This is a genomic window from Yersinia alsatica (assembly GCF_902170305.1).
Taxonomy (GTDB): domain Bacteria; phylum Pseudomonadota; class Gammaproteobacteria; order Enterobacterales; family Enterobacteriaceae; genus Yersinia; species Yersinia alsatica.
The window spans coordinates 188830-207101 of record NZ_CABHWW010000014.1 but is presented as its reverse complement, the minus strand read 5'-3'; the positions used below and the strand labels follow the sequence as shown (position 1 = coordinate 207101).

Sequence of the window (18272 nt, the reverse complement as noted above, 5' to 3'; positions counted from 1 at the left end):
ACAAAGATGGTTTGAGTCAGCAGCCGAACTGGCTAACCCGGCTGCTGCTGCACTTTATTGCGCTTTCTCAACTGATTGATAAATATCAATATCAAAATATCCATCACTCCTGCCGTCATTAAGGTAAACCTCGTAACATGCGCCGTCCGCTGGGCGATAGCCACTTTGCGGCAGATGCTGGTGATACAATTCACCCCATGCTTTGGCGTAATCATCATCTGTTACTCGAGTGCTATACACCGCATACCAACCACCGGGGATCACTTGTAATTGCAGTTGATTATTGAGTTCTTCAGGCAAGACATAGTCATCTGCGACCGATAGCGACACATCAGCTCGCAATTGGGCCGGAGGATTGGTTTCTGGGTTATCCCAATACAGTGCTAGCCAGTCTCGGCCGGGGATTTGGTGCTGAGCATAGAGCGATGAAAGTTGGTCAAATCCTAGTGGGATGGTCTCATGATAAGGGCCAACCACCCGGATACTGACGACGTGTTGCGGTTGTTTTTCAACTATCTTAAATGTCATATCGCTACCTCGACTTAATGGTTTCAAGCAAAATTAAGTGATCAAAGATACGATTGTTACGTAACCACTGTTTATTTATACAGTGTACCGTGTTTTTATGACATTTGATTAATTTTCAACCTTGATTTGTGAACAGCTTCGCAAAAAATCATCTGCTTGTTCAAGTTGAAGATGGCTGAACACGGTGATCCCGTGGCGACGTAATAGTGCCGTGGTTACCCCCTGACCAGTACGTTGAGTACCCCTAAAATGACCATCATAAATACGGCTACTCCCGCAGGATGGGCTGCCTTCTGTCAGAATGGCGAGTTTACAATGGTGTTTTTGTGCCACGTCCAATGCCTGATAAGCGCCTTGCAGAAACTCCCGGCTAACATCATTACCCCATTGTTCAATCACCCGCGCCTGCCCTTGTAGCACGGCCTCGCCATTACCTTGCTGGATTTCAGCCGGAGGGCGCGGTACCGGCATACCGGCGGCTAACTCAGGGCAAACCAGAACCAGTCGCCCTTCATCCTGCCAGCGTTGAATAATTTCATCATGAACAGACAGAGCACTGCCGTTATAACGAACAGGTTTTCCCATTAAACAGGCACTGATCAGGATACGCGCAGGCTTAGATTCCACGTGATAGTCAACCTTAGGATCATGTTATGAATAAAATGTGATGGTTAAGGTCGATAATAGCCAATTAATTGCTGCTAGTCATAAGTCCCATTTGATCATTGATGCAAAACAGATATTTATCGGGGAAATACATATTCCACCACTTATTTTGCACCATTTAATGTCGCTAATACCTGTGGTAATAGTGTTGCCAGACGATGAGCCCATTGCTCCTGCCCCGCTTGTTGCGTAATAAGATCCTGACGAATCTCGATACCCACATAAGGTAATTGCCGACGTTCGGCATGGAATGGCAGAGTAAAGTCTGTTGCATCCGTCATGGCGTAAGGTTGGTTAATCCCGACATTCAGCGAGCTATCTTGTTGTAAAAGCTCAATCAATTGCAAAGCAAAGGCCGGGTTACGATTAAATAAGGTCCCAATTTGCCACGGGCGATCGTTATTTTTAAATGAGGGTGTAAAGCTATGCATCGAGATAATGACACTGGGCTGCCCACTATCACGACGCCGATTAAGTGTTTGTGTAATCAAATCATGATACGGCTGGAATACCTCAGCACCACGGGCTTCGGCCTCTTCTATCGTCACGCCGATGTTACGTATAATCCGCGTGTGCTCCGAGATTTCAGGAATAGAGCTGGCGATCCCCGGGGTGCGGTTACAATCAATCACTAAGCGCGAATAGCGCTGGTGAATCAATGTGGCATCAAGATACTGGCTAAGCAGTTGCGCGGTAGCCAGTGAACCAATATCCCAGCCGATGTGCCGATCAATCTCTCCGGTGGGTAATCCCAAATCACCTAACTGAGCCGGAATGCGCTGCCCGGCATGATCTGCCAGTAAAATAAAAGGTGAGCGACTTGCTGGACGTTCAATAGCCGCCGCCGGCGGTTCACCATCACGTAATAGAGGATACAACAGGGTATTGGACATGAATGGGCTACCTGATATTAGATGGATTTCGCCAGCAGTATTTCCGCCAGCAATATGATTACAAACCGCGTTCACAAACTCTCATCCTAGCGGCTAAAACTCACTTCGCCCACCCCGACCTTATAACTAAACTTTCTGTGTTATGCGATTAATGCCGCAATAAGAACAGCTTTTTGCTTTCACATCCGGATAGTGATCTATCGAAGCTCTTTTTCATGCAATAATTGCCAGTAAAATATTCACCGTTGCAGATTTTCATCAACCAATGACAGCAAGATAGCGGAGACTTATGGAAACGTTTTTGATTGATAGGATGACAACGCCTCAGGGTGAACTGTTGCTCATTGCAGATGAAGAACACCGGTTACGGGCCATCGATTGGACTGATCATTATGATCGGCTGATAAAATTGCTAAACAATCATTACGGCAAAAATAGCTTTACGCTGGTTGAAAAACGTAATCCCGGCGGTTTAAGCGAGAGCATGCAACGCTATTTTGCCGGTGAGCTCAATATTATTGATAATTTACCGGTTAAGACCGCCGGTACTGATTTTCAGCGTCAGGTCTGGGATCAATTACGCAAAATCCCCTGTGGTGAGACGATTACCTATGGCGAGTTAGCAAAGCGAATTAACCGCCCAACGGCGTCCAGAGCGGTTGGGATGGCAAATGGCCTGAATCCAATCTCCATTGTTGTCCCCTGCCACCGGGTGATTGGGCAACAAGGTGCATTGACTGGTTATGCCGGTGGCGTGGAGCGAAAACGCTGGTTATTAATGCATGAGGGTTATCTTTTAGCACGCTAACTATTGTTGCTCTTATCAGACGCAAGAAAAGATGTTAAAATTGACGCATATCAATATTAATGGGAATACCCTATGATCCCGGAAAAACGCGTAATCCGACGTATTCAGTCTGGTGGTTGTGCAATTCACTGTCAGGATTGCAGTATCAGCCAGCTCTGTATTCCGTTTACCTTAAATGAAAACGAGCTGGACCAGCTCGACAATATCATTGAAAGGAAAAAACCTATTCAGAAAGGACAGGCGCTGTTTAAAGCAGGTGATGAACTCAAATCCCTGTATGCCATCCGTTCCGGGACCATTAAAAGTTATACCATTACCGAAGAAGGTGATGAGCAGATTACCGGTTTCCATCTGGCGGGCGATTTAGTCGGTTTTGATGCTATCAGTAACTTGCAGCACCCAAGCTTTGCTCAGGCATTGGAAACTTCCATGGTGTGCGAAATCCCGTTTGATACACTGGATGACTTATCCGGCAAAATGCCAAATCTGCGCCAGCAGATGATGCGCCTGATGAGTGGCGAGATAAAAGGTGATCAAGACATGATTTTGCTGCTTTCTAAAAAGAATGCAGAAGAGCGTCTGGCCGCCTTTATTTATAATCTTTCGCGCCGCTTTGCTCAACGTGGCTTCTCTCCACGTGAGTTCCGTCTGACCATGACGCGCGGTGATATCGGCAACTATTTAGGGTTGACGGTAGAAACTATCAGCCGCTTGTTGGGCCGTTTCCAGAAAAGCGATATTCTGAGTGTGAAAGGCAAGTACATCACCATTGAGAATACCGAAGCGTTGGCCCAGTTAGCCGGTAATCCAAGACCTAATCTTTAAGTCGGATATCAGATCAATAAATGCCCAAGAGGATAACTCTTATTTATTGGTCTGATTTGCTCTCTCCCTGTCCTCTTTCACTTTCATGGTTTACTCTTTAACTAACATACTGTTAATTCACGGTAGTAAGGAGACACTATGGCAAAGTATCAGAATATTCTGGTGGCTATTGACCCCAATCAGGATGATCAGCCTGCATTAAGACGTGCAGTTTATCTTGTGCAGCGTAATGGCGGCGCAATCAAAGCATTTTTAGCTATTTATGACTTGTCATATGACATGACCACCCTGCTGTCCCCGGATGAGCGCACGGCTATGCGCAAAGGGGTCATTAGCCAACGCTCAGCATGGATCAGCGAACAGTGCCGATTTTATCTTGATGCTGGCGTGCCCATTGAAATCAAAGTGGTATGGCACAATCGCCCGTATGAAGCCATTATTCAGGAAGTCCTGAAATATAAGCACGATTTGTTGCTAAAAATGGCTCATCAACATGACCGATTGGAATCCATTATTTTCACCCCAACTGACTGGCACTTATTACGTAAATGTCCATGCCCGGTGTGGATGGTAAAAGACCAACCTTGGCCGGAAGGTGGTACCGCATTGGTGGCCGTCAACTTATCCAGCGAAGATCCCCTGCACGACCCTCTCAATCTACGTTTAGTGAAAGAAACCAGAGAACTGGCTGAGCATGTTAACCAAACTCAGGTGCATTTAATCAGCGCCTATCCGGTAACGCCGATCAATATTGCTATTGAATTGCCTGATTTTGACCCGAGTGTCTACAACGATGCTATTCGCGGTCAGCATTTGGTGGCGATGAAAGCATTACGTCAGCAGTTTGGTATTGACGAAAAATTCACTCATGTGGAGAAAGGATTACCTGAAGAAGTTATCCCGGACTTAGCTGAGCATTTACGCGCCGGGGTAGTGGTGCTGGGTACTTTGGGGCGCACCGGGCTATCTGCCGCCTTTATCGGTAACACCACCGAACATGTGATCGACCATCTTAAATGTGATTTATTGGCCATTAAACCAGAAGGTTTTACTTGCCCGATTGAAAGTGATGAAGACCACGAAGATGATGAATAATCGCCCTCTCATCTGATTTTCAAATTTAATGCCAAAAAAGAAGGGCCACATCAGTGGCCCTTTTTCAGCTACAACACTAACGATTACAACGCACGTAAGATGGCTTCTACGCTGTCTTTAGCATCGCCGAACAACATCTGAGTATTGTCTTTGAAGAACAATGGGTTCTGAACGCCAGCATAGCCGGTATTCATTGAACGTTTAAAGGCAATGACACTTTGCGCTTTCCACACTTCCAACACTGGCATACCGGCAATCGGGCTGCGCGGATCTTCGAGTGCGGCTGGGTTAACGGTGTCGTTGGCACCAATCACCAATACCACATCGGTGCTTGGGAAATCATCATTGATTTCGTCCATCTCCAGCACCACGTCATAAGGCACTTTAGCTTCCGCCAATAACACGTTCATATGGCCAGGCAAACGCCCAGCTACCGGATGAATACCAAAGCGCACTTTGATCCCACGGGCTTGCAGTTTTGCCGTAATTTCCGCAACGGGGTACTGAGCTTGTGCAACTGCCATACCATAGCCAGGGGTGATGATAACCGAGCTAGCATTTTTCAGCAGGTCGGCCACTTCTTCCGCTGTAGTTTCACGGTATTCGCCCATCTCTTCGGCATCACCAGTAGAAGAGCCATCAGTACCAAAGCCGCCGGCAATCACGCTAATAAACGAACGGTTCATCGCTTTACACATGATGTACGACAGGATCGCACCGGAAGAACCGACTAATGCACCGGTTACAATCAACAGGTCGTTGCTGAGCATGAAACCTGCTGCTGCTGCGGCCCAACCGGAGTAGGAGTTCAGCATCGAGACCACCACTGGCATGTCTGCACCCCCAATGGATGCAACCAAGTGCCAGCCGAAGCCCAAAGCAATCAAGGTCATCAATAGCAGTGCGACCACTTGCAGCGCGACGCTATCGGTTCTGACAAACAGAATCATCAGCAAGAATGAAACAACCAGCGCGACCAAGTTCAACTTATGGCGTTGTGGCAGCATCAGCGGCTTGGAGGAGATAATCCCACGTAATTTACCGAAGGCAACAATAGAACCGGTGAAGGTCACCGCACCGATAAAGATCCCCAAGAACACTTCGGTCAGGTGAATATTCACCATCACCGCATCCATGACCACTGGGCCATGATCCAGATAACTGTTAAAGCCAACCAGAACCGCCGCCAGACCCACGAAGCTGTGTAAGATAGCCACCAGTTCCGGCATTTCAGTCATTTCGACTTTCTTCGCCAGATAAATACCGATTGCCCCACCAATCACCATAGCAATGATAATCCAAGCAACATTGCCTGAGTCTGGCCCCAGAATGGTCGCGATAAGCGCGATGGCCATACCGGTCACACCAAAGGTGTTACCTTGTTTGGATGTTTCGTGGCGCGACAGCCCAGCCAAACTGAAAATAAATAGAATCGCAGCAACTATGTACGCAGCTGTAACAAGACCACTAGACATCAGTTACTCCTTTATTTTTGTATGACACTGTTTTCATCAGCAAAATTTTTTTAATCAACATTTTCATCAACTCAGCTTTACCCGCCTGCACTTTCGGCAAGCCCGGCTTTATATAAACCTAGTTTTTACGGAACATTTTCAGCATACGCTGGGTGACGGTAAAGCCACCAAAAATGTTGATGCTGGCAATCAATACGGCAATAAAGGATAAGAAACTTACCCAGCCACCGTGGCCAATCTGCAACAATGCGCCCACCACGATAATGCCCGAGATTGCGTTAGTGACTGACATCAGTGGTGTATGCAGCGCATGGCTGACATTCCACACCACGTAATAGCCAACAACACAGGCCAAGGCAAAGACCGTAAAGTGAGATAAAAACTCTTTCGGCGCGACATTTGCCAACCAGCCAAACAGGACAATGGCCAGAGCCATAATGATGTATTTAGGCCATGGCGATGACGGCTTAACCTCTTCTTTCACCAATGGCGCGGCTTTCGCTGCCTGAGGCTGTGCCGAAACCTGAATTGGCGGTGCCGGCCAGGTTATTTCACCGGTTTTAACCACGGTAACACCGCGAATTACGGTATCTTCAAAATCAATGTCGATCTCGCCGTTTTTCTCTTTGCAGAGTAATTTCAGCAAGTTAACCAAGTTTGTACCGTAAAGCTGGGATGACTGGGTCGGTAAACGGCTGGGTAAATCAGTATAACCAATGATTTTCACGCCATTTTCAGTGACAGTGACTTTATCAGCTACCGTCAGTTCACAGTTACCACCGGTCTGCGCTGCCAGATCGACAATCACGCTGCCCGACTTCATCGAGGCCACCATCTCTTTGGTGATCAGACGTGGTGCAGGTTTACCGGGAATCAATGCTGTGGTGACGATGATATCCACTTCAGCCGCTTGTGCTGCAAACAGCTCCATTTCAGCTTTGATAAAGGCTTCAGACATCACCTTGGCGTAGCCGTCACCACTGCCCGCTTCTTCTTCAAAATCCAGCTCGAGGAATTCAGCCCCCATACTCTGAACTTGTTCTTTCACTTCCGGACGGGTGTCAAAGGCACGAACAATCGCCCCTAAGCTCCCGGCGGCACCAATGGCGGCCAATCCCGCAACACCGGCACCAATAATAACAACTTTTGCCGGTGGAACCTTACCGGCGGCGGTAATTTGCCCGGTAAAGAAGCGGCCAAATTCGTGTGCGGCTTCAACAATGGCGCGATAGCCCGCAATGTTAGCCATTGAGCTCAGCGCATCCATGGATTGGGCGCGAGAAATGCGCGGTACTGAATCCATTGCTAATACAGTGACTTGACGCTCTGCCAGCTTTTGCAGCAATTCAGGGTTCTGAGCCGGCCAGATAAAGCTGACCAAAGTGCTCCCCTCACGCATCAGGGCAATTTCTTCCTCAAGGGGGGCATTCACTTTGAGGATAAGGTCGGATTGCCACACATCGGTGGTATCCGTAATGGTGGCACCCGCTTCCAGGTATGCCGCATCGTCAAAACTGGCTAAATGGCCAGCTCCGCTTTCAATCGCCACGGTGAAGCCTAATTTCAGCAATTGTTCTACCGTTTTCGGCGTTGCTGCAACACGGGCTTCATTGGACAACCGCTCTCTTGGTACACCAATACGCATAATGTTCCCTTTTTACCTGTCTTTGATGATGAGTATTGTCATACCCTGCATATTTGAAGCTGCAGGGGTGTTAGCTGCTCTCTTGCTCCCGAATCACTGACCTACGTCAGCTCACCGAGATTTATTCGTTTGCTGCCTACCCGCTGTTTCAAATACTTTGGGTAATTGCCCTATGATAAAAACCTGCTTCGCTATAGCTCCCTATAACCTACTGAAAATGTGACTGATGATCCATATCTGTGTGCGCAACAGACGCAGTTTTTTCACTAAAACTGGCAGGTGGAAAGAACTCTGTATAATTCACTATAGAAAGAATAATTACTAGCGGCTTGTCCTGCAACTTTGCGCCAAAATAATAAGTTTTCTCAATGTGGTACAACCCAGTCACCGCGCGGGATTAAGTTAGAAAAATGTAAATAATCAGCACTTATGACGTTAAAGCCATTATTCGTAAAGCTTATATCGATTCTTAATGTAAAGTACCGGGCGGCTGAACTTCATAATTCATATACTAAGTCATATAAATTGCGGAGACACTCGCCATTATTACATGTAATAATCATCTGCTATTCTGTTACACATCAATTGTTCCGCACGTATCAACGTTAATGCGCAAGGCGAAAGGATTTTTTATGAAGCTGAAATACACGATCATCGCATCGGCATTGCTATCACTCACCGCGCTTTCTGCTGCACATGCGGCAAAAGAACTCGCTCCAGAGCAAGCAGCAGCCATCAAGCCCTTTGATCGCATTACTATTACTGGCCGGTTTAATGCAATCAATGAAGCAGCTGATGCGGTATCCCGCCGTGCTGATAAATTGGGCGCAGACTCTTTCTATATCCAAGATATCAACAGCAACAATAATGGCGGCAACTGGCGTGTAACGGCCGATGTTTATCATAATGATGCACCGGAAGTGAGCAAAGAGACCCAGTATCGCGTCTTTAATGGTGTTAAAGAATTACCAAAAGCAGAAGCCTACGCGTTGCAACCTTATGACACTGTTTCTGTCAGCGGTTTCTTCCGTAGCCAACCTGATATCAGTGACGCCATTTCCAAAGCAGCAAAAGAGAAAGGCGCTTACTCCTTCTTCATCGTGCGTCAGGTCGATGCCAACCAAGGTGGCAACCAGTTCGTGACGGCCTATGTCTATAAAGAAGATGCCGCCAAACGTGTGGTACAAAGCCCGGATGTGATTCCTGCGGATTCAGATGCGGGTCGTGCTGCGCTGGCAGCCGGTGGCGCAGCTGCAGCAAATGTTGAAATTCCGGGTGTGGCCTCTTCAGGTACACCGAGTGCTGATGTTGGCCGTTTCTTTGAAACCCAATCATCAACTGGTAAACGTTACACCGTAACGCTGCCAGATGGCACTCAGATTCAAGAATTGAATAACACCACTGCCGCGCAGATGGTGCCGTTTGATTCTGTTAGCTTCACTGGTCACTTTAACAGCATGACGGATGTCTCTCACGAAGTCGCCAAACGTGCGGCGGCAAAAGGGGCTAAGTACTACCACGTGACTCGCCAATGGCAGAATAAGAGCGGCGGTAACTTGAGCGTGAGTGCTGACCTGTTCAAATAAATTTGTTTGAATAATCATCAAAAGGGCAGCCATTAGCTGCCCTTTTGTTATTGGCTCGTAATATACCCGCCGTTGATGAGCGTTGATTGAATAATTTTTTGCCGAAATCGCATAACCAATCATTGCATGATCGCTTCCCACTCCGTAAAATCTTCCAAAAATTTTGGGGCTATTATCTGTCAGGTCTTGATATATTCGCCTCATATAATGCTGCTTAAAAGCCAGTAACCATTCATTAATACTCTAAAAACCAGGATCCACAATTGGAAAAAAAACTCGGCCTGACTGCGCTAACTGCGCTGGTCCTCAGCTCTATGCTGGGTGCAGGTGTCTTCAGCTTGCCGCAAAATATGGCTGAAGTTGCCAGCCCGGCAGCCTTGCTTATTGGCTGGAGTATTACCGGCGTGGGGATCATTTTCCTGGCGTTTGCGATGTTGCTATTAACGCGCCTGCGCCCTGATCTGGATGGTGGAATATTCACCTATGCCAAAGAGGGTTTTGGCGACCTTATCGGCTTTTTCTCGGCTTGGGGCTACTGGCTGTGCGCGGTGATTGCCAACGTCTCTTACTTAGTGATTGTTTTTGCCGCCTTGAGTTTCTTTACCGATAAATCGGGCAACGTTATCTTTGGTGAAGGAAATACCTGGCAGGCATTATTGGGGGCATCTTTCCTGCTGTGGTTGGTGCATGCTCTGGTGTTACGCGGCGTGCAAACTGCCGCCAGTATCAATCTGGCTGCCACATTGGCGAAACTGCTCCCTATTGGTGGTTTTATTGTTCTGGCGGGTTTCGCCTTCAGCCTCGATACCTTCAGTTTTGATTTTACCGGTATTGCGCTGCACACCCCAGTATGGCAGCAAGTGAAAGACACTATGCTGATCACCTTGTGGGTCTTTATTGGTGTAGAGGGCGCCGTGGTGGTGTCTGCCAGAGCACGGAATAAAAAAGATGTTGGGCGCGCTACCATGCTGGCGGTGCTCTCCGCACTCAGTGTTTACCTGCTCATTACGTTATTGTCCCTTGGGGTGGTGCCTCGCGCTGAATTGGCTGGCATGCGTAACCCTTCGATGGCCGGTATTATGGTTGAGATGATGGGGTCTTGGGGGGAAGTTATTATTGCCACCGGGCTGATTATTTCTGTTTGCGGCGCATACCTGAGCTGGACCATTATGGCAGCAGAAGTGCCAATGGTTGCTGCTAACCACGGCGCATTCCCTAAAATATTCCGCCATCACAATCAACACAATGCTCCGGCCAAATCCCTGTGGTTGACCAACTGTGCGGTACAAGTGGCACTGATCCTTATCTGGCTGACCGGCAGTAATTACAATACTTTGCTGACGATCGCATCAGAAATGATCCTGGTGCCCTACTTTCTGGTTGGCGCATTTCTGTTTAAAGTGGCGTTAAAACGTCAGGATTGGCGGTTGATTGTGGTAGCCGCTGGTGCTTGCTTATATGGCTTGTGGCTGATTTATGCTGCGGGATTATTATACCTGTTGCTCTCTGTCCTGCTATACGCACCAGGACTGGCGGTATTCATTTATGCACGTAAAGGGCATGAAGGGCTACGGCTACTCAATACGTTGGAACGTGCGGCTATCTGCCTAGTGTTAATCGCCACTATCCCGGCAACCTGGCTCGCAATGCAATGAGTTGAAAATAGTAGCGAAATAAATATCTCAAATGGACAGGCCAGTTAAACGAGTTTGTCCATTTGAATATTTTGTTAACGCCGCTAGTAATTTTCTGTTCCCAAGATGTCCACAGATAAGCATTCGCCCTTCTGACTCAGCCCCATCGACTGCGGAAATTTTTGCTTAATTTCTCCGAGCTGCGCGGTTTCCAAAGCATAAGGCAACTGAATATCCAGCGCGGTTATGCCCTGCAGCTCCGCTAGTCGAATCAAGCGAACAATATTCGTTTCATCACTAAGTTGGGTTGACAAAACCTGTAGAGCCAAGGCCGTAAGCCGCTCTTGCGGGGTTCTCTCCAATTCAGTTTGCGATTTTACCACCATCCCAAAAATTGGCATAACACCATAAATAGCATCAAGAAAACTCCAACGCTTTTTGCAAGAAGCGGCCAAAAATTCCGTGTAATCGAAGCAGACTTTCTCACTGTGCGCTGGCACACCAATGTGTTCGCCACTCATCCCTCAGTCCTTAGCTGATCGATACAGCTATTCATTAATCATAGATATTGATATATAAACGATGGGCGCAACCAGATAGAGATGACGATATAATCACTTACATTAATATAATGAAATGATTTGCCCGTTGTCTAGCAATCACTCACTAGCATTAATAACAAGTAGAATAAGTAACGTGCATAGTATTGCTGCCAACAGCGCGCTATGCTGAATTCCGGCCCTTTTATAAACTGAAAAACATGACCAAAATAGTTTTTGTAGAAGACGACCCGGAGGTCGGAAAGCTGATTGCAGCCTATCTGGGCAAGCATGACATCGATGTGTATGTAGAACCACGCGGTGATACAGCGCAAGCGGTTATTGAAGATCAACAGCCTGACCTGGTGTTGCTCGATATCATGTTGCCTGGAAAAGATGGGATGACATTGTGTCGCGACTTGCGACCAAGTTATGACGGCCCCATCGTGCTGTTGACCTCACTGGACAGTGATATGAACCATATTCTCTCTCTGGAGATGGGGGCCAATGACTATATCCTGAAAACCACACCGCCAGCGGTATTGTTAGCCCGCTTACGTTTGCATCTCCGTCAGCACAATCAGCAGCAGACTAAAGAGACTATCAGCCCGCCGCTCACCGGCTATAACGCGATTCATTTTGGCTTACTTTGCATTGACCCAGTCAATCGGCAGGTCAATCTCAGTGATGAAGAGATTACGTTATCCACCTCTGACTTTGATCTGCTATGGGAGTTGGCAACACATGCTGGCATCATAATGGATCGCGAGGCGCTCTTGAAAAACTTGCGCGGCGTCAGTTATGACGGGATGGACCGCAGCATCGATGTCGCTATTTCGCGTTTGCGCCGCAAACTCTATGACAATGCTCTTGAACCTTTCCGCATCAAAACCGTGCGCAATAAAGGGTACTTGTTCGCCCCGAATGCATGGGAGTCTGTGCAGCAATGAGGAAGCTATTTATTCAGTTTTTCTTATTGCTATTCGTCTGTTTTTTGGTGATGGCGATGTTAGTCGGGCTGGTTTATAAAGTCACCGCAGAGCGCGCTGGGCGTCAGTCACTCGATGATTTGATGAAAAGCTCGCTGTCTTTAATGCGCAGTGAGTTACGCGAGATCCCGCTAAAAGACTGGAACAAAACCATCGCCACATTAGATTTAAATCTTTCTTTCCAATTACATATCGAGCCACTCGATAAACGTGACCTTGGCGAGCGGCTGAATAAGCGCCTACGGGCAGGCGAAATCATTGCGCTGGATGATGAATATACATTCCTGCAACGAATACCTCGCAGCCATTATGTCCTCGCGGTAGGCCCAGTCCCCTATCTATTTTATCTGCATCAGATGCGTTTGCTCGATTTAGCCTTACTCATTCTGATTGGCATGTCTTTAGCTTTACCCGTATTCCTCTGGATGCGCCCCCACTGGAAAGATTTACTTAAACTGGAAAATGCGGCCCAGCGCTTGGGGGCGGGTCATCTTGATGAGCGAACACATTTTGATCCCACGTCTAGCTTAAGCCGCCTGGGGGTCGCCTTTAACCAAATGGCAGACAATATCAGCACCTTGATTGTCAGTAAAAAGCTGCTGATTGATGGGATTGCACATGAGTTGCGCACCCCACTAGTTCGCCTACGCTATCGTTTAGCAATGAGTGATAATCTGACTGAAAGTGAACAACAGGCTTTGAATCATGATATTGGCCAGTTGGAAGCTCTGATCGACGAACTTCTCACTTATGCTCGTCTGGACCGCCCGCAAGTCTCCCTAAATCTTGAACCCATAGATCTGCCGGGCTGGTTAACCACAAAGGTTATGGATATGCGCTTGATTCATAGTGAGCGCGAGATTGAACTGGATATCCCCCATCACGGGGATTTTGGTGCGGTTGACCTGCGTCTGATGGAGCGCGTTCTGGATAATTTAGTCAATAACGCCCTACGTTACTCCACCAAACGACTGCGGGTTGGGTTATGGTTTGATGGCGATAACGCCTGTTTGCAAGTTGAAGATGACGGGCCAGGTATCCCACTGGAAGAAAGAGCTCGAGTTTTCGAGCCATTTGTTCGCCTCGACCCAAGCCGAGATCGCGCCACCGGTGGCTGTGGCCTGGGATTGGCTATTGTTCACTCCATTGCACTGGCTTATCAAGGCAGTATCTCTGTCGATGCCAGTTCATTAGGTGGTGCCAGCTTCAGATTCTGTTGGCCGGTAAAAAGTCTTTACTCACTGTCTACTGACCCAGATAGTCTTAATTAATTGCCACCAATGACATAAGTTGGCATATCAGATTTATGGAGTGTTCTATGACTAATGCTTATCAGCACCTGCGCACCACTTTCACTCGCCTTTCCCGTTTTGAGCATTTGTCGGCTATTGCCGGATGGGATATGCAAACCATGATGCCCGCCAAAGGTAACCTTGCTCGCTCAGAGGCTATGGCTGAGTTAAATGTACTGCAACATCAGATTCTAACCGCCAAACAGGTCGGTGAGTGGCTGCAACAAGCCGAGCAAGAAACACTCAATGACATTGAGCGGGCGAATGTGCGTGAAATGCGCCGCCATTACAATAATGCGGTGTTATTGCCAGAAGCACTGGTTGCAGCCAAATCACTGGCAGGAGCGCGCTGTGAACATGCCTGGCGGCAACAACGTATCGCCAATGATTGGAATGGCTTTGCAGAAAATCTGCGTGAAGTGGTCAAACTCAGTCGCGAAGAAGCGGCAATTCGCGCACAAGCCGCGGGTACATCGCGCTATGATGCCTTACTGAATTTATATGAACCGGGGACGAATAGCGCCGATCTGGACCGTATCTTTGGCGATCTTAAGCAGTGGCTACCTGAGTTATTACAGCAAGTCACCGCCAAACAAGCCAATGAACGTTGCCTGATCCCACAAGGGCCATTTGACCTAGAAAAACAGCGCCAGCTTGGCTTGAATGTGATGAAAGTACTGGGTTTTGACTTTGACGGCGGGCGCGTTGATGTCAGTGTGCATCCATTCTGTGGCGGTGTTCCCCAAGATGTACGTATTACTACCCGTTATAATGAGCAAGAGTTCCTCAGTTCATTAATGGGCATTGTGCATGAAACCGGCCATGCCCGTTACGAGCAAAACCTTCCCCGTGAATGGCTAGGCCAACCAATATCACATGCTCGCTCGACAGCAATTCACGAATCGCAAAGCTTGCTGTTTGAGATGCAATTAGCGCGCAGTGAGGAATTTCTACAAATTGTTCGCCCGCTGGTTATCCAACAATTTGGTGAGCAGCCTGCTTTTGCCGAGCAAAATTTTGTGGCTCTCAATCAACGTGTCAAAACTGGCTTTATCCGGGTTGATGCTGACGAAGTCAGCTATCCTGCGCATGTCATTTTGCGCTATGAGATTGAAAAGGCATTAATTAGCGGTGAAATAGAGGTAGAAGATATTCCCGCGCTCTGGAATGAGAAAATGCAGCAATATCTCGGGATTAGCACTGAAGGCAACTACCGTAATGGATGTATGCAAGATATTCACTGGACGGATGGCGCCTTTGGGTATTTCCCTACTTATACACTAGGCGCTATGTACGCCGCCCAATTATTCCAAACTGCCCGCAGCTCAATTCCTGACTTAGATAAAAATATTGCCAATGGCGACCTTAGCGCCCTATTCACTTGGTTGCAGCAGAATATCTGGCAACACGGTAGCCGCTATTTAACCGCCGAACTGATCACTAAAGCTACAGGTGAACCACTTAATCCGCGCTTTTTCCGTCAGCATCTAGAACGGCGTTATTTATAATCTGCTTTTGCACACAAACTAAACCTCAAAATACTGCCCTCACCCTGAGCGGCAGTATTCCTCTGCCAAGCTTAGATCCCAGCGTAATACCCAATTGGCACATGGCTAAAGAGTGCCGTTTTTTAACTCACAGCATACTGTATGTTGTAACTAAAGTTTGAGGTTTAAATAGAGTGAGAGATATATCGAGCGACTGATTACCGAGAACAATCAGCCCTGTACAATCGGTTACAAGCCGAAACCAATGACTCACGGAAGCTATTCATCATTTCCTCTATTCTCATTACAACGACCCAACGGGGCCGATATACAAACAGAACACTGAGGAATAAATCATGAAAACAGTATTAGCTCTGATTGTTGCTGCAACTCTGGGTATGTCATCTGTCGCCTTCGCCGCAGACACGGTTGCACCGCCAGCAGCACCGATGGCAACTGCACCTGCTGCACATAGTGCTCCAGCTAAAACTATGCACCACAAAAAAGCTAAGAAATCGATGAAGTCAGATTCGATGAAAAAAATGGATAAAGCCGCGCCAATGCAAAAAGCTCAGGCAGCCAAAAAACACCATAAAAAAGCAACACACAGTAAATCTGCACCGGCAGCAGTCCCTGCCGCAAAGTAGCAGCCTCTAGCTAAATAAAGCTGGAGCCAGCTCTCCACGATTGACTGTAACAGCTGATTCACTCAACACCCGGTTTTCCGGGTGTTTTTTATCAGGAGTGCTGAAAATGCTGCGTCGCTACTTATTTGAAATCACTTTAGCTACATTAGTTATTTGCGGTGTGATCACATTATTTTTTTATTTATAGTACCAGTGGCTGGTGCCGCGCTAAAATTATTGAAAAATCAATTATCGACAATGTTCCACACGGCTAATTATGTCTATAGTTAGCGATAGTGGGATTCATGATGAGCCGTTTAATCAACAGTTTTCAACTGTGTGTTGATAGATAACCTCTTGGTCGGTAAATAAAGGCAAGGCTAACTATTTATGCGTTTATCTTCATTATTGCTATTAAGTTTTTTACCTCTTTCTACCGCTATTGCCGCCCCTCCGACTGATACACCAGCTGCTGATAGCAGTGTTGCGGATCAAACAACCCTGTTTTTTGGTAAAGATGACCGTACAGTCGTAACCGATAGTACCGAATGGCCATGGCAAGCTATTGGACAAGTTGAAACTGCTAGCGGCAATCTTTGTACCGCCACGTTAATCTCCCCTCACCTTGCGCTCACTGCTGGCCATTGCGTATTAGCTCCGCCAGGGAAGATTGATCGCGCCATTGCCTTACGGTTTATTTCCCATAATGGCCATTGGAAATATCAAACATCTCATTTGGAAACTCTGGTCGATGCTAAGTTAGGTAAGAAACTTAAACCTGATGGTGACGGCTGGATAGTACCGCCGGCCGCTGCCGCTTATGACTTTGCTCTTATTCGGTTAACCAATGCAAAAAGTATTCCGATCAAGCCGCTGCCATTATGGGATGGCACTGCTAATGAGCTGACACAAGCACTGAAGCAAGTTAATCGTAAAATAACGCAGGCAGGTTATCCGCTTGACCACCTAGACACACTATACAGCCATGAGAATTGCCTGATTACTGGCTGGGCACAGCAAGGCGTACTTTCACACCAATGTGATACTTTACCGGGCGATAGTGGCTCACCCTTACTGCTGAAAGATGGCGAGAACTGGTCTTTGATTGCCATTCAAAGTTCAGCTCCCGCCGCGAAGGACCGCTATCTTGCAGATAACCGCGCTTTAGCCGTTACTGCTATTAGAGATCGGTTAAAAGCACTGGCAAATAAAGTCACTAAGAAAGCCAAATAGAAAATTAAGCCACAAGGTTCAATATTCAACACCTGATTATTCTTTATTAACACTCTGGGGCTTTTGATTAAATTTAAACACAAAAGTCCCACCGAGTGCGGCGGCATATCGGCTTAATGTTGTCAGGTTTGGTGAAATGATGCCTTTCTCCATACGGCTGATATTTTGCTTCTTCAGCCCTGCGCGTTGGGCGACCTCTTCCTGTGTGAGATGGCATTGCTGACGGGCGGCTTTCAGCTCCGTCATCATCGCTTGCCGAATCTGTATATCTGAATAAGCTTCACTGACCTGAGGATGAGTTAAAGCCGCTGCTTTAACTTCAGCAAAAGGAATAATGTCAAAATCATCTTGTTTTTTCATGGCTGCAATCTCCGTTTGAGTTCCTTCATGCGCTGATAGGCCAACATCAGTGTCCTTCTTGGGGTCTTTTGCGTTTTCTTCTGCAAAATATGAATGACATAAACTTGTCGCTCAGCTTGATAAAAGAAAAAACCGCGCCCTAACCCCTCCTTTGCACTGACCCGCAGTTCTTTCAGGCCTCGCCCGATATCGCGAACTACTGGCTCTCTCAACTCATGTCCATATGCTTCAAGCTCATCCATGGCCTTAATCAAAGCCGCCTGTATACCTGCTGGTAATTTGAATAACTCTCGCTGCGACAACCGCAACAAATTAATCTTATACATAAGCAATCCTTGCTCTGAAAAAACTCTATCAAACTCACCAAATGTAATCAAACATGGTGACCCACAATCAGACAAACTTTGAACAACCCGCCCAATTGCCAAGACAGATATACCTGTAGTCAAAGACTCCAGGCAATAATGAAGCGGCGGGATGTGGGAGTTAATTAGTGACTCTCGATCGGCTTCGCAGAAGAGTTGAAACTCTTCATCGATTACATAGCAAAAATATAAATAACAATTGATAAATCATATGGATGTCGAGACA

At 47.1% G+C, this 18272-nt stretch carries 18 protein-coding genes; 10 read left to right on the top strand and 8 right to left on the bottom strand.

The window, feature by feature from the left end; genetic code table 11:
• Positions 1-54 precede the first annotated feature (54 nt).
• The 3 genes from sbmC to FTA96_RS10455 form a co-directional block, all read right to left on the bottom strand.
• Positions 55-528, bottom strand: a complete 474-nt coding sequence (gene sbmC, locus FTA96_RS10465) for a DNA gyrase inhibitor SbmC (RefSeq protein WP_050107068.1) — start codon at positions 526-528, stop codon at positions 55-57.
• A 108-nt stretch (positions 529-636) separates the two neighbouring features.
• Positions 637-1155 carry a DUF523 domain-containing protein gene (locus tag FTA96_RS10460; protein ID WP_050107070.1) on the bottom strand — a complete coding sequence of 173 codons (519 nt, stop codon included), beginning with the start codon at positions 1153-1155 and terminating at the stop codon, positions 637-639.
• A 143-nt stretch (positions 1156-1298) separates the two neighbouring features.
• A complete protein-coding gene (locus FTA96_RS10455) occupies positions 1299-2087 on the bottom strand; it encodes an N-formylglutamate amidohydrolase (protein ID WP_050107072.1) in 789 nt (262 codons plus the stop codon).
• Positions 2088-2376: 289 nt separating this feature from the next.
• Between FTA96_RS10455 and ogt the strand changes: the two genes are divergently transcribed.
• The 3 genes from ogt to uspE all read left to right on the top strand — a co-directional run bounded on the left by ogt (position 2377) and on the right by uspE (position 4815).
• Positions 2377-2895: a methylated-DNA--[protein]-cysteine S-methyltransferase gene (ogt, locus tag FTA96_RS10450; protein WP_050107074.1), complete on the top strand. Its 519-nt coding sequence runs from the start codon at positions 2377-2379 to the stop codon at positions 2893-2895.
• A 72-nt stretch (positions 2896-2967) separates the two neighbouring features.
• The gene (locus tag FTA96_RS10445) at positions 2968-3720 is read left to right on the top strand and encodes an FNR family transcription factor (RefSeq protein WP_025378308.1); all 753 of its coding nucleotides are present in this window, start codon (positions 2968-2970) and stop codon (positions 3718-3720) included.
• Between the two features lie 138 nt (positions 3721-3858).
• On the top strand, positions 3859-4815 hold the full coding sequence (uspE, locus tag FTA96_RS10440) for a universal stress protein UspE (protein WP_050107076.1): 957 nt from the start codon (positions 3859-3861) through the stop codon (positions 4813-4815).
• Between the two features lie 83 nt (positions 4816-4898).
• Here the strand turns inward: uspE and pntB are convergent, their stop codons facing one another.
• Both pntB and pntA read right to left on the bottom strand, forming a co-directional pair.
• On the bottom strand, positions 4899-6290 hold the full coding sequence (pntB, locus tag FTA96_RS10435) for a Re/Si-specific NAD(P)(+) transhydrogenase subunit beta (protein ID WP_050134487.1): 1392 nt from the start codon (positions 6288-6290) through the stop codon (positions 4899-4901).
• A 118-nt stretch (positions 6291-6408) separates the two neighbouring features.
• Complete coding sequence (pntA, locus tag FTA96_RS10430; protein WP_145573750.1) at positions 6409-7935, bottom strand: Re/Si-specific NAD(P)(+) transhydrogenase subunit alpha; 1527 nt, start codon at positions 7933-7935, stop codon at positions 6409-6411.
• Positions 7936-8567: 632 nt separating this feature from the next.
• On the opposite strand from pntA, the gene ydgH reads away from it, so the two are divergent.
• Positions 8568-9521 carry a DUF1471 family protein YdgH gene (gene ydgH / locus FTA96_RS10420; protein WP_050107084.1) on the top strand — a complete coding sequence of 318 codons (954 nt, stop codon included), beginning with the start codon at positions 8568-8570 and terminating at the stop codon, positions 9519-9521.
• A 263-nt stretch (positions 9522-9784) separates the two neighbouring features.
• Positions 9785-11176 carry an amino acid permease gene (locus FTA96_RS10415; protein ID WP_050107086.1) on the top strand — a complete coding sequence of 464 codons (1392 nt, stop codon included), beginning with the start codon at positions 9785-9787 and terminating at the stop codon, positions 11174-11176.
• 83 nt (positions 11177-11259) lie between these two features.
• Here FTA96_RS10415 and FTA96_RS10410 read toward each other — a convergent pair whose 3' ends face one another.
• A complete protein-coding gene (locus tag FTA96_RS10410; protein ID WP_050107088.1) occupies positions 11260-11676 on the bottom strand; it encodes a hypothetical protein in 417 nt (138 codons plus the stop codon).
• Between the two features lie 239 nt (positions 11677-11915).
• Here FTA96_RS10410 and rstA point away from each other — a divergent pair, with 239 nt between their 5' ends.
• The 5 genes from rstA to FTA96_RS10385 all read left to right on the top strand — a co-directional run bounded on the left by rstA (position 11916) and on the right by FTA96_RS10385 (position 17321).
• Complete coding sequence (gene rstA / locus FTA96_RS10405) at positions 11916-12644, top strand: two-component system response regulator RstA (protein ID WP_050107090.1); 729 nt, start codon at positions 11916-11918, stop codon at positions 12642-12644.
• Positions 12641-13954, top strand: coding sequence for a two-component system sensor histidine kinase RstB (rstB, locus tag FTA96_RS10400; RefSeq protein ID WP_050107092.1), 1314 nt, complete (start codon positions 12641-12643; stop codon positions 13952-13954). The genes rstA and rstB overlap by 4 nt, the downstream gene beginning before the upstream one ends.
• 47 nt (positions 13955-14001) lie before the next feature.
• Complete coding sequence (locus FTA96_RS10395; protein ID WP_050107094.1) at positions 14002-15483, top strand: carboxypeptidase M32; 1482 nt, start codon at positions 14002-14004, stop codon at positions 15481-15483.
• 335 nt (positions 15484-15818) lie between these two features.
• A complete protein-coding gene (gene asr / locus FTA96_RS10390; protein ID WP_050121310.1) occupies positions 15819-16109 on the top strand; it encodes an acid resistance repetitive basic protein Asr in 291 nt (96 codons plus the stop codon).
• Positions 16110-16478: 369 nt separating this feature from the next.
• Positions 16479-17321: a trypsin-like serine peptidase gene (locus tag FTA96_RS10385; RefSeq protein WP_134956800.1), complete on the top strand. Its 843-nt coding sequence runs from the start codon at positions 16479-16481 to the stop codon at positions 17319-17321.
• 36 nt (positions 17322-17357) lie between these two features.
• Here the strand turns inward: FTA96_RS10385 and FTA96_RS10380 are convergent, their stop codons facing one another.
• Positions 17358-17681 (bottom strand): helix-turn-helix domain-containing protein, encoded by a 324-nt coding sequence (locus FTA96_RS10380; protein WP_050121308.1) that lies wholly within the window; start codon positions 17679-17681, stop codon positions 17358-17360.
• Positions 17678-18007: a type II toxin-antitoxin system RelE/ParE family toxin gene (locus FTA96_RS10375; RefSeq protein WP_032911846.1), complete on the bottom strand. Its 330-nt coding sequence runs from the start codon at positions 18005-18007 to the stop codon at positions 17678-17680. The genes FTA96_RS10380 and FTA96_RS10375 overlap by 4 nt, the downstream gene beginning before the upstream one ends.
• Positions 18008-18272 lie beyond the last annotated feature (265 nt).

Bases quoted from the DNA above. Each gene is read 5' to 3' on its own strand.
- sbmC (WP_050107068.1), bottom strand. From the start codon at position 528: ATGACATTTAAGATAGTTGAAAAACAACCGCAACACGTCGTCAGTATC.
- FTA96_RS10455 (WP_050107072.1), bottom strand. From the start codon at position 2,087: ATGTCCAATACCCTGTTGTATCCTCTATTACGTGATGGTGAACCGCCG.
- ogt (WP_050107074.1), top strand. From the start codon at position 2,377: ATGGAAACGTTTTTGATTGATAGGATGACAACGCCTCAGGGTGAACTG.
- FTA96_RS10445 (WP_025378308.1), top strand. From the start codon at position 2,968: ATGATCCCGGAAAAACGCGTAATCCGACGTATTCAGTCTGGTGGTTGT.
- uspE (WP_050107076.1), top strand. From the start codon at position 3,859: ATGGCAAAGTATCAGAATATTCTGGTGGCTATTGACCCCAATCAGGAT.
- pntB (WP_050134487.1), bottom strand. From the start codon at position 6,290: ATGTCTAGTGGTCTTGTTACAGCTGCGTACATAGTTGCTGCGATTCTA.
- pntA (WP_145573750.1), bottom strand. From the start codon at position 7,935: ATGCGTATTGGTGTACCAAGAGAGCGGTTGTCCAATGAAGCCCGTGTT.
- ydgH (WP_050107084.1), top strand. From the start codon at position 8,568: ATGAAGCTGAAATACACGATCATCGCATCGGCATTGCTATCACTCACC.
- FTA96_RS10410 (WP_050107088.1), bottom strand. From the start codon at position 11,676: ATGAGTGGCGAACACATTGGTGTGCCAGCGCACAGTGAGAAAGTCTGC.
- rstA (WP_050107090.1), top strand. From the start codon at position 11,916: ATGACCAAAATAGTTTTTGTAGAAGACGACCCGGAGGTCGGAAAGCTG.
- rstB (WP_050107092.1), top strand. From the start codon at position 12,641: ATGAGGAAGCTATTTATTCAGTTTTTCTTATTGCTATTCGTCTGTTTT.
- FTA96_RS10395 (WP_050107094.1), top strand. From the start codon at position 14,002: ATGACTAATGCTTATCAGCACCTGCGCACCACTTTCACTCGCCTTTCC.
- asr (WP_050121310.1), top strand. From the start codon at position 15,819: ATGAAAACAGTATTAGCTCTGATTGTTGCTGCAACTCTGGGTATGTCA.
- FTA96_RS10385 (WP_134956800.1), top strand. From the start codon at position 16,479: ATGCGTTTATCTTCATTATTGCTATTAAGTTTTTTACCTCTTTCTACC.
- FTA96_RS10380 (WP_050121308.1), bottom strand. From the start codon at position 17,681: ATGAAAAAACAAGATGATTTTGACATTATTCCTTTTGCTGAAGTTAAA.
- FTA96_RS10375 (WP_032911846.1), bottom strand. From the start codon at position 18,007: ATGTATAAGATTAATTTGTTGCGGTTGTCGCAGCGAGAGTTATTCAAA.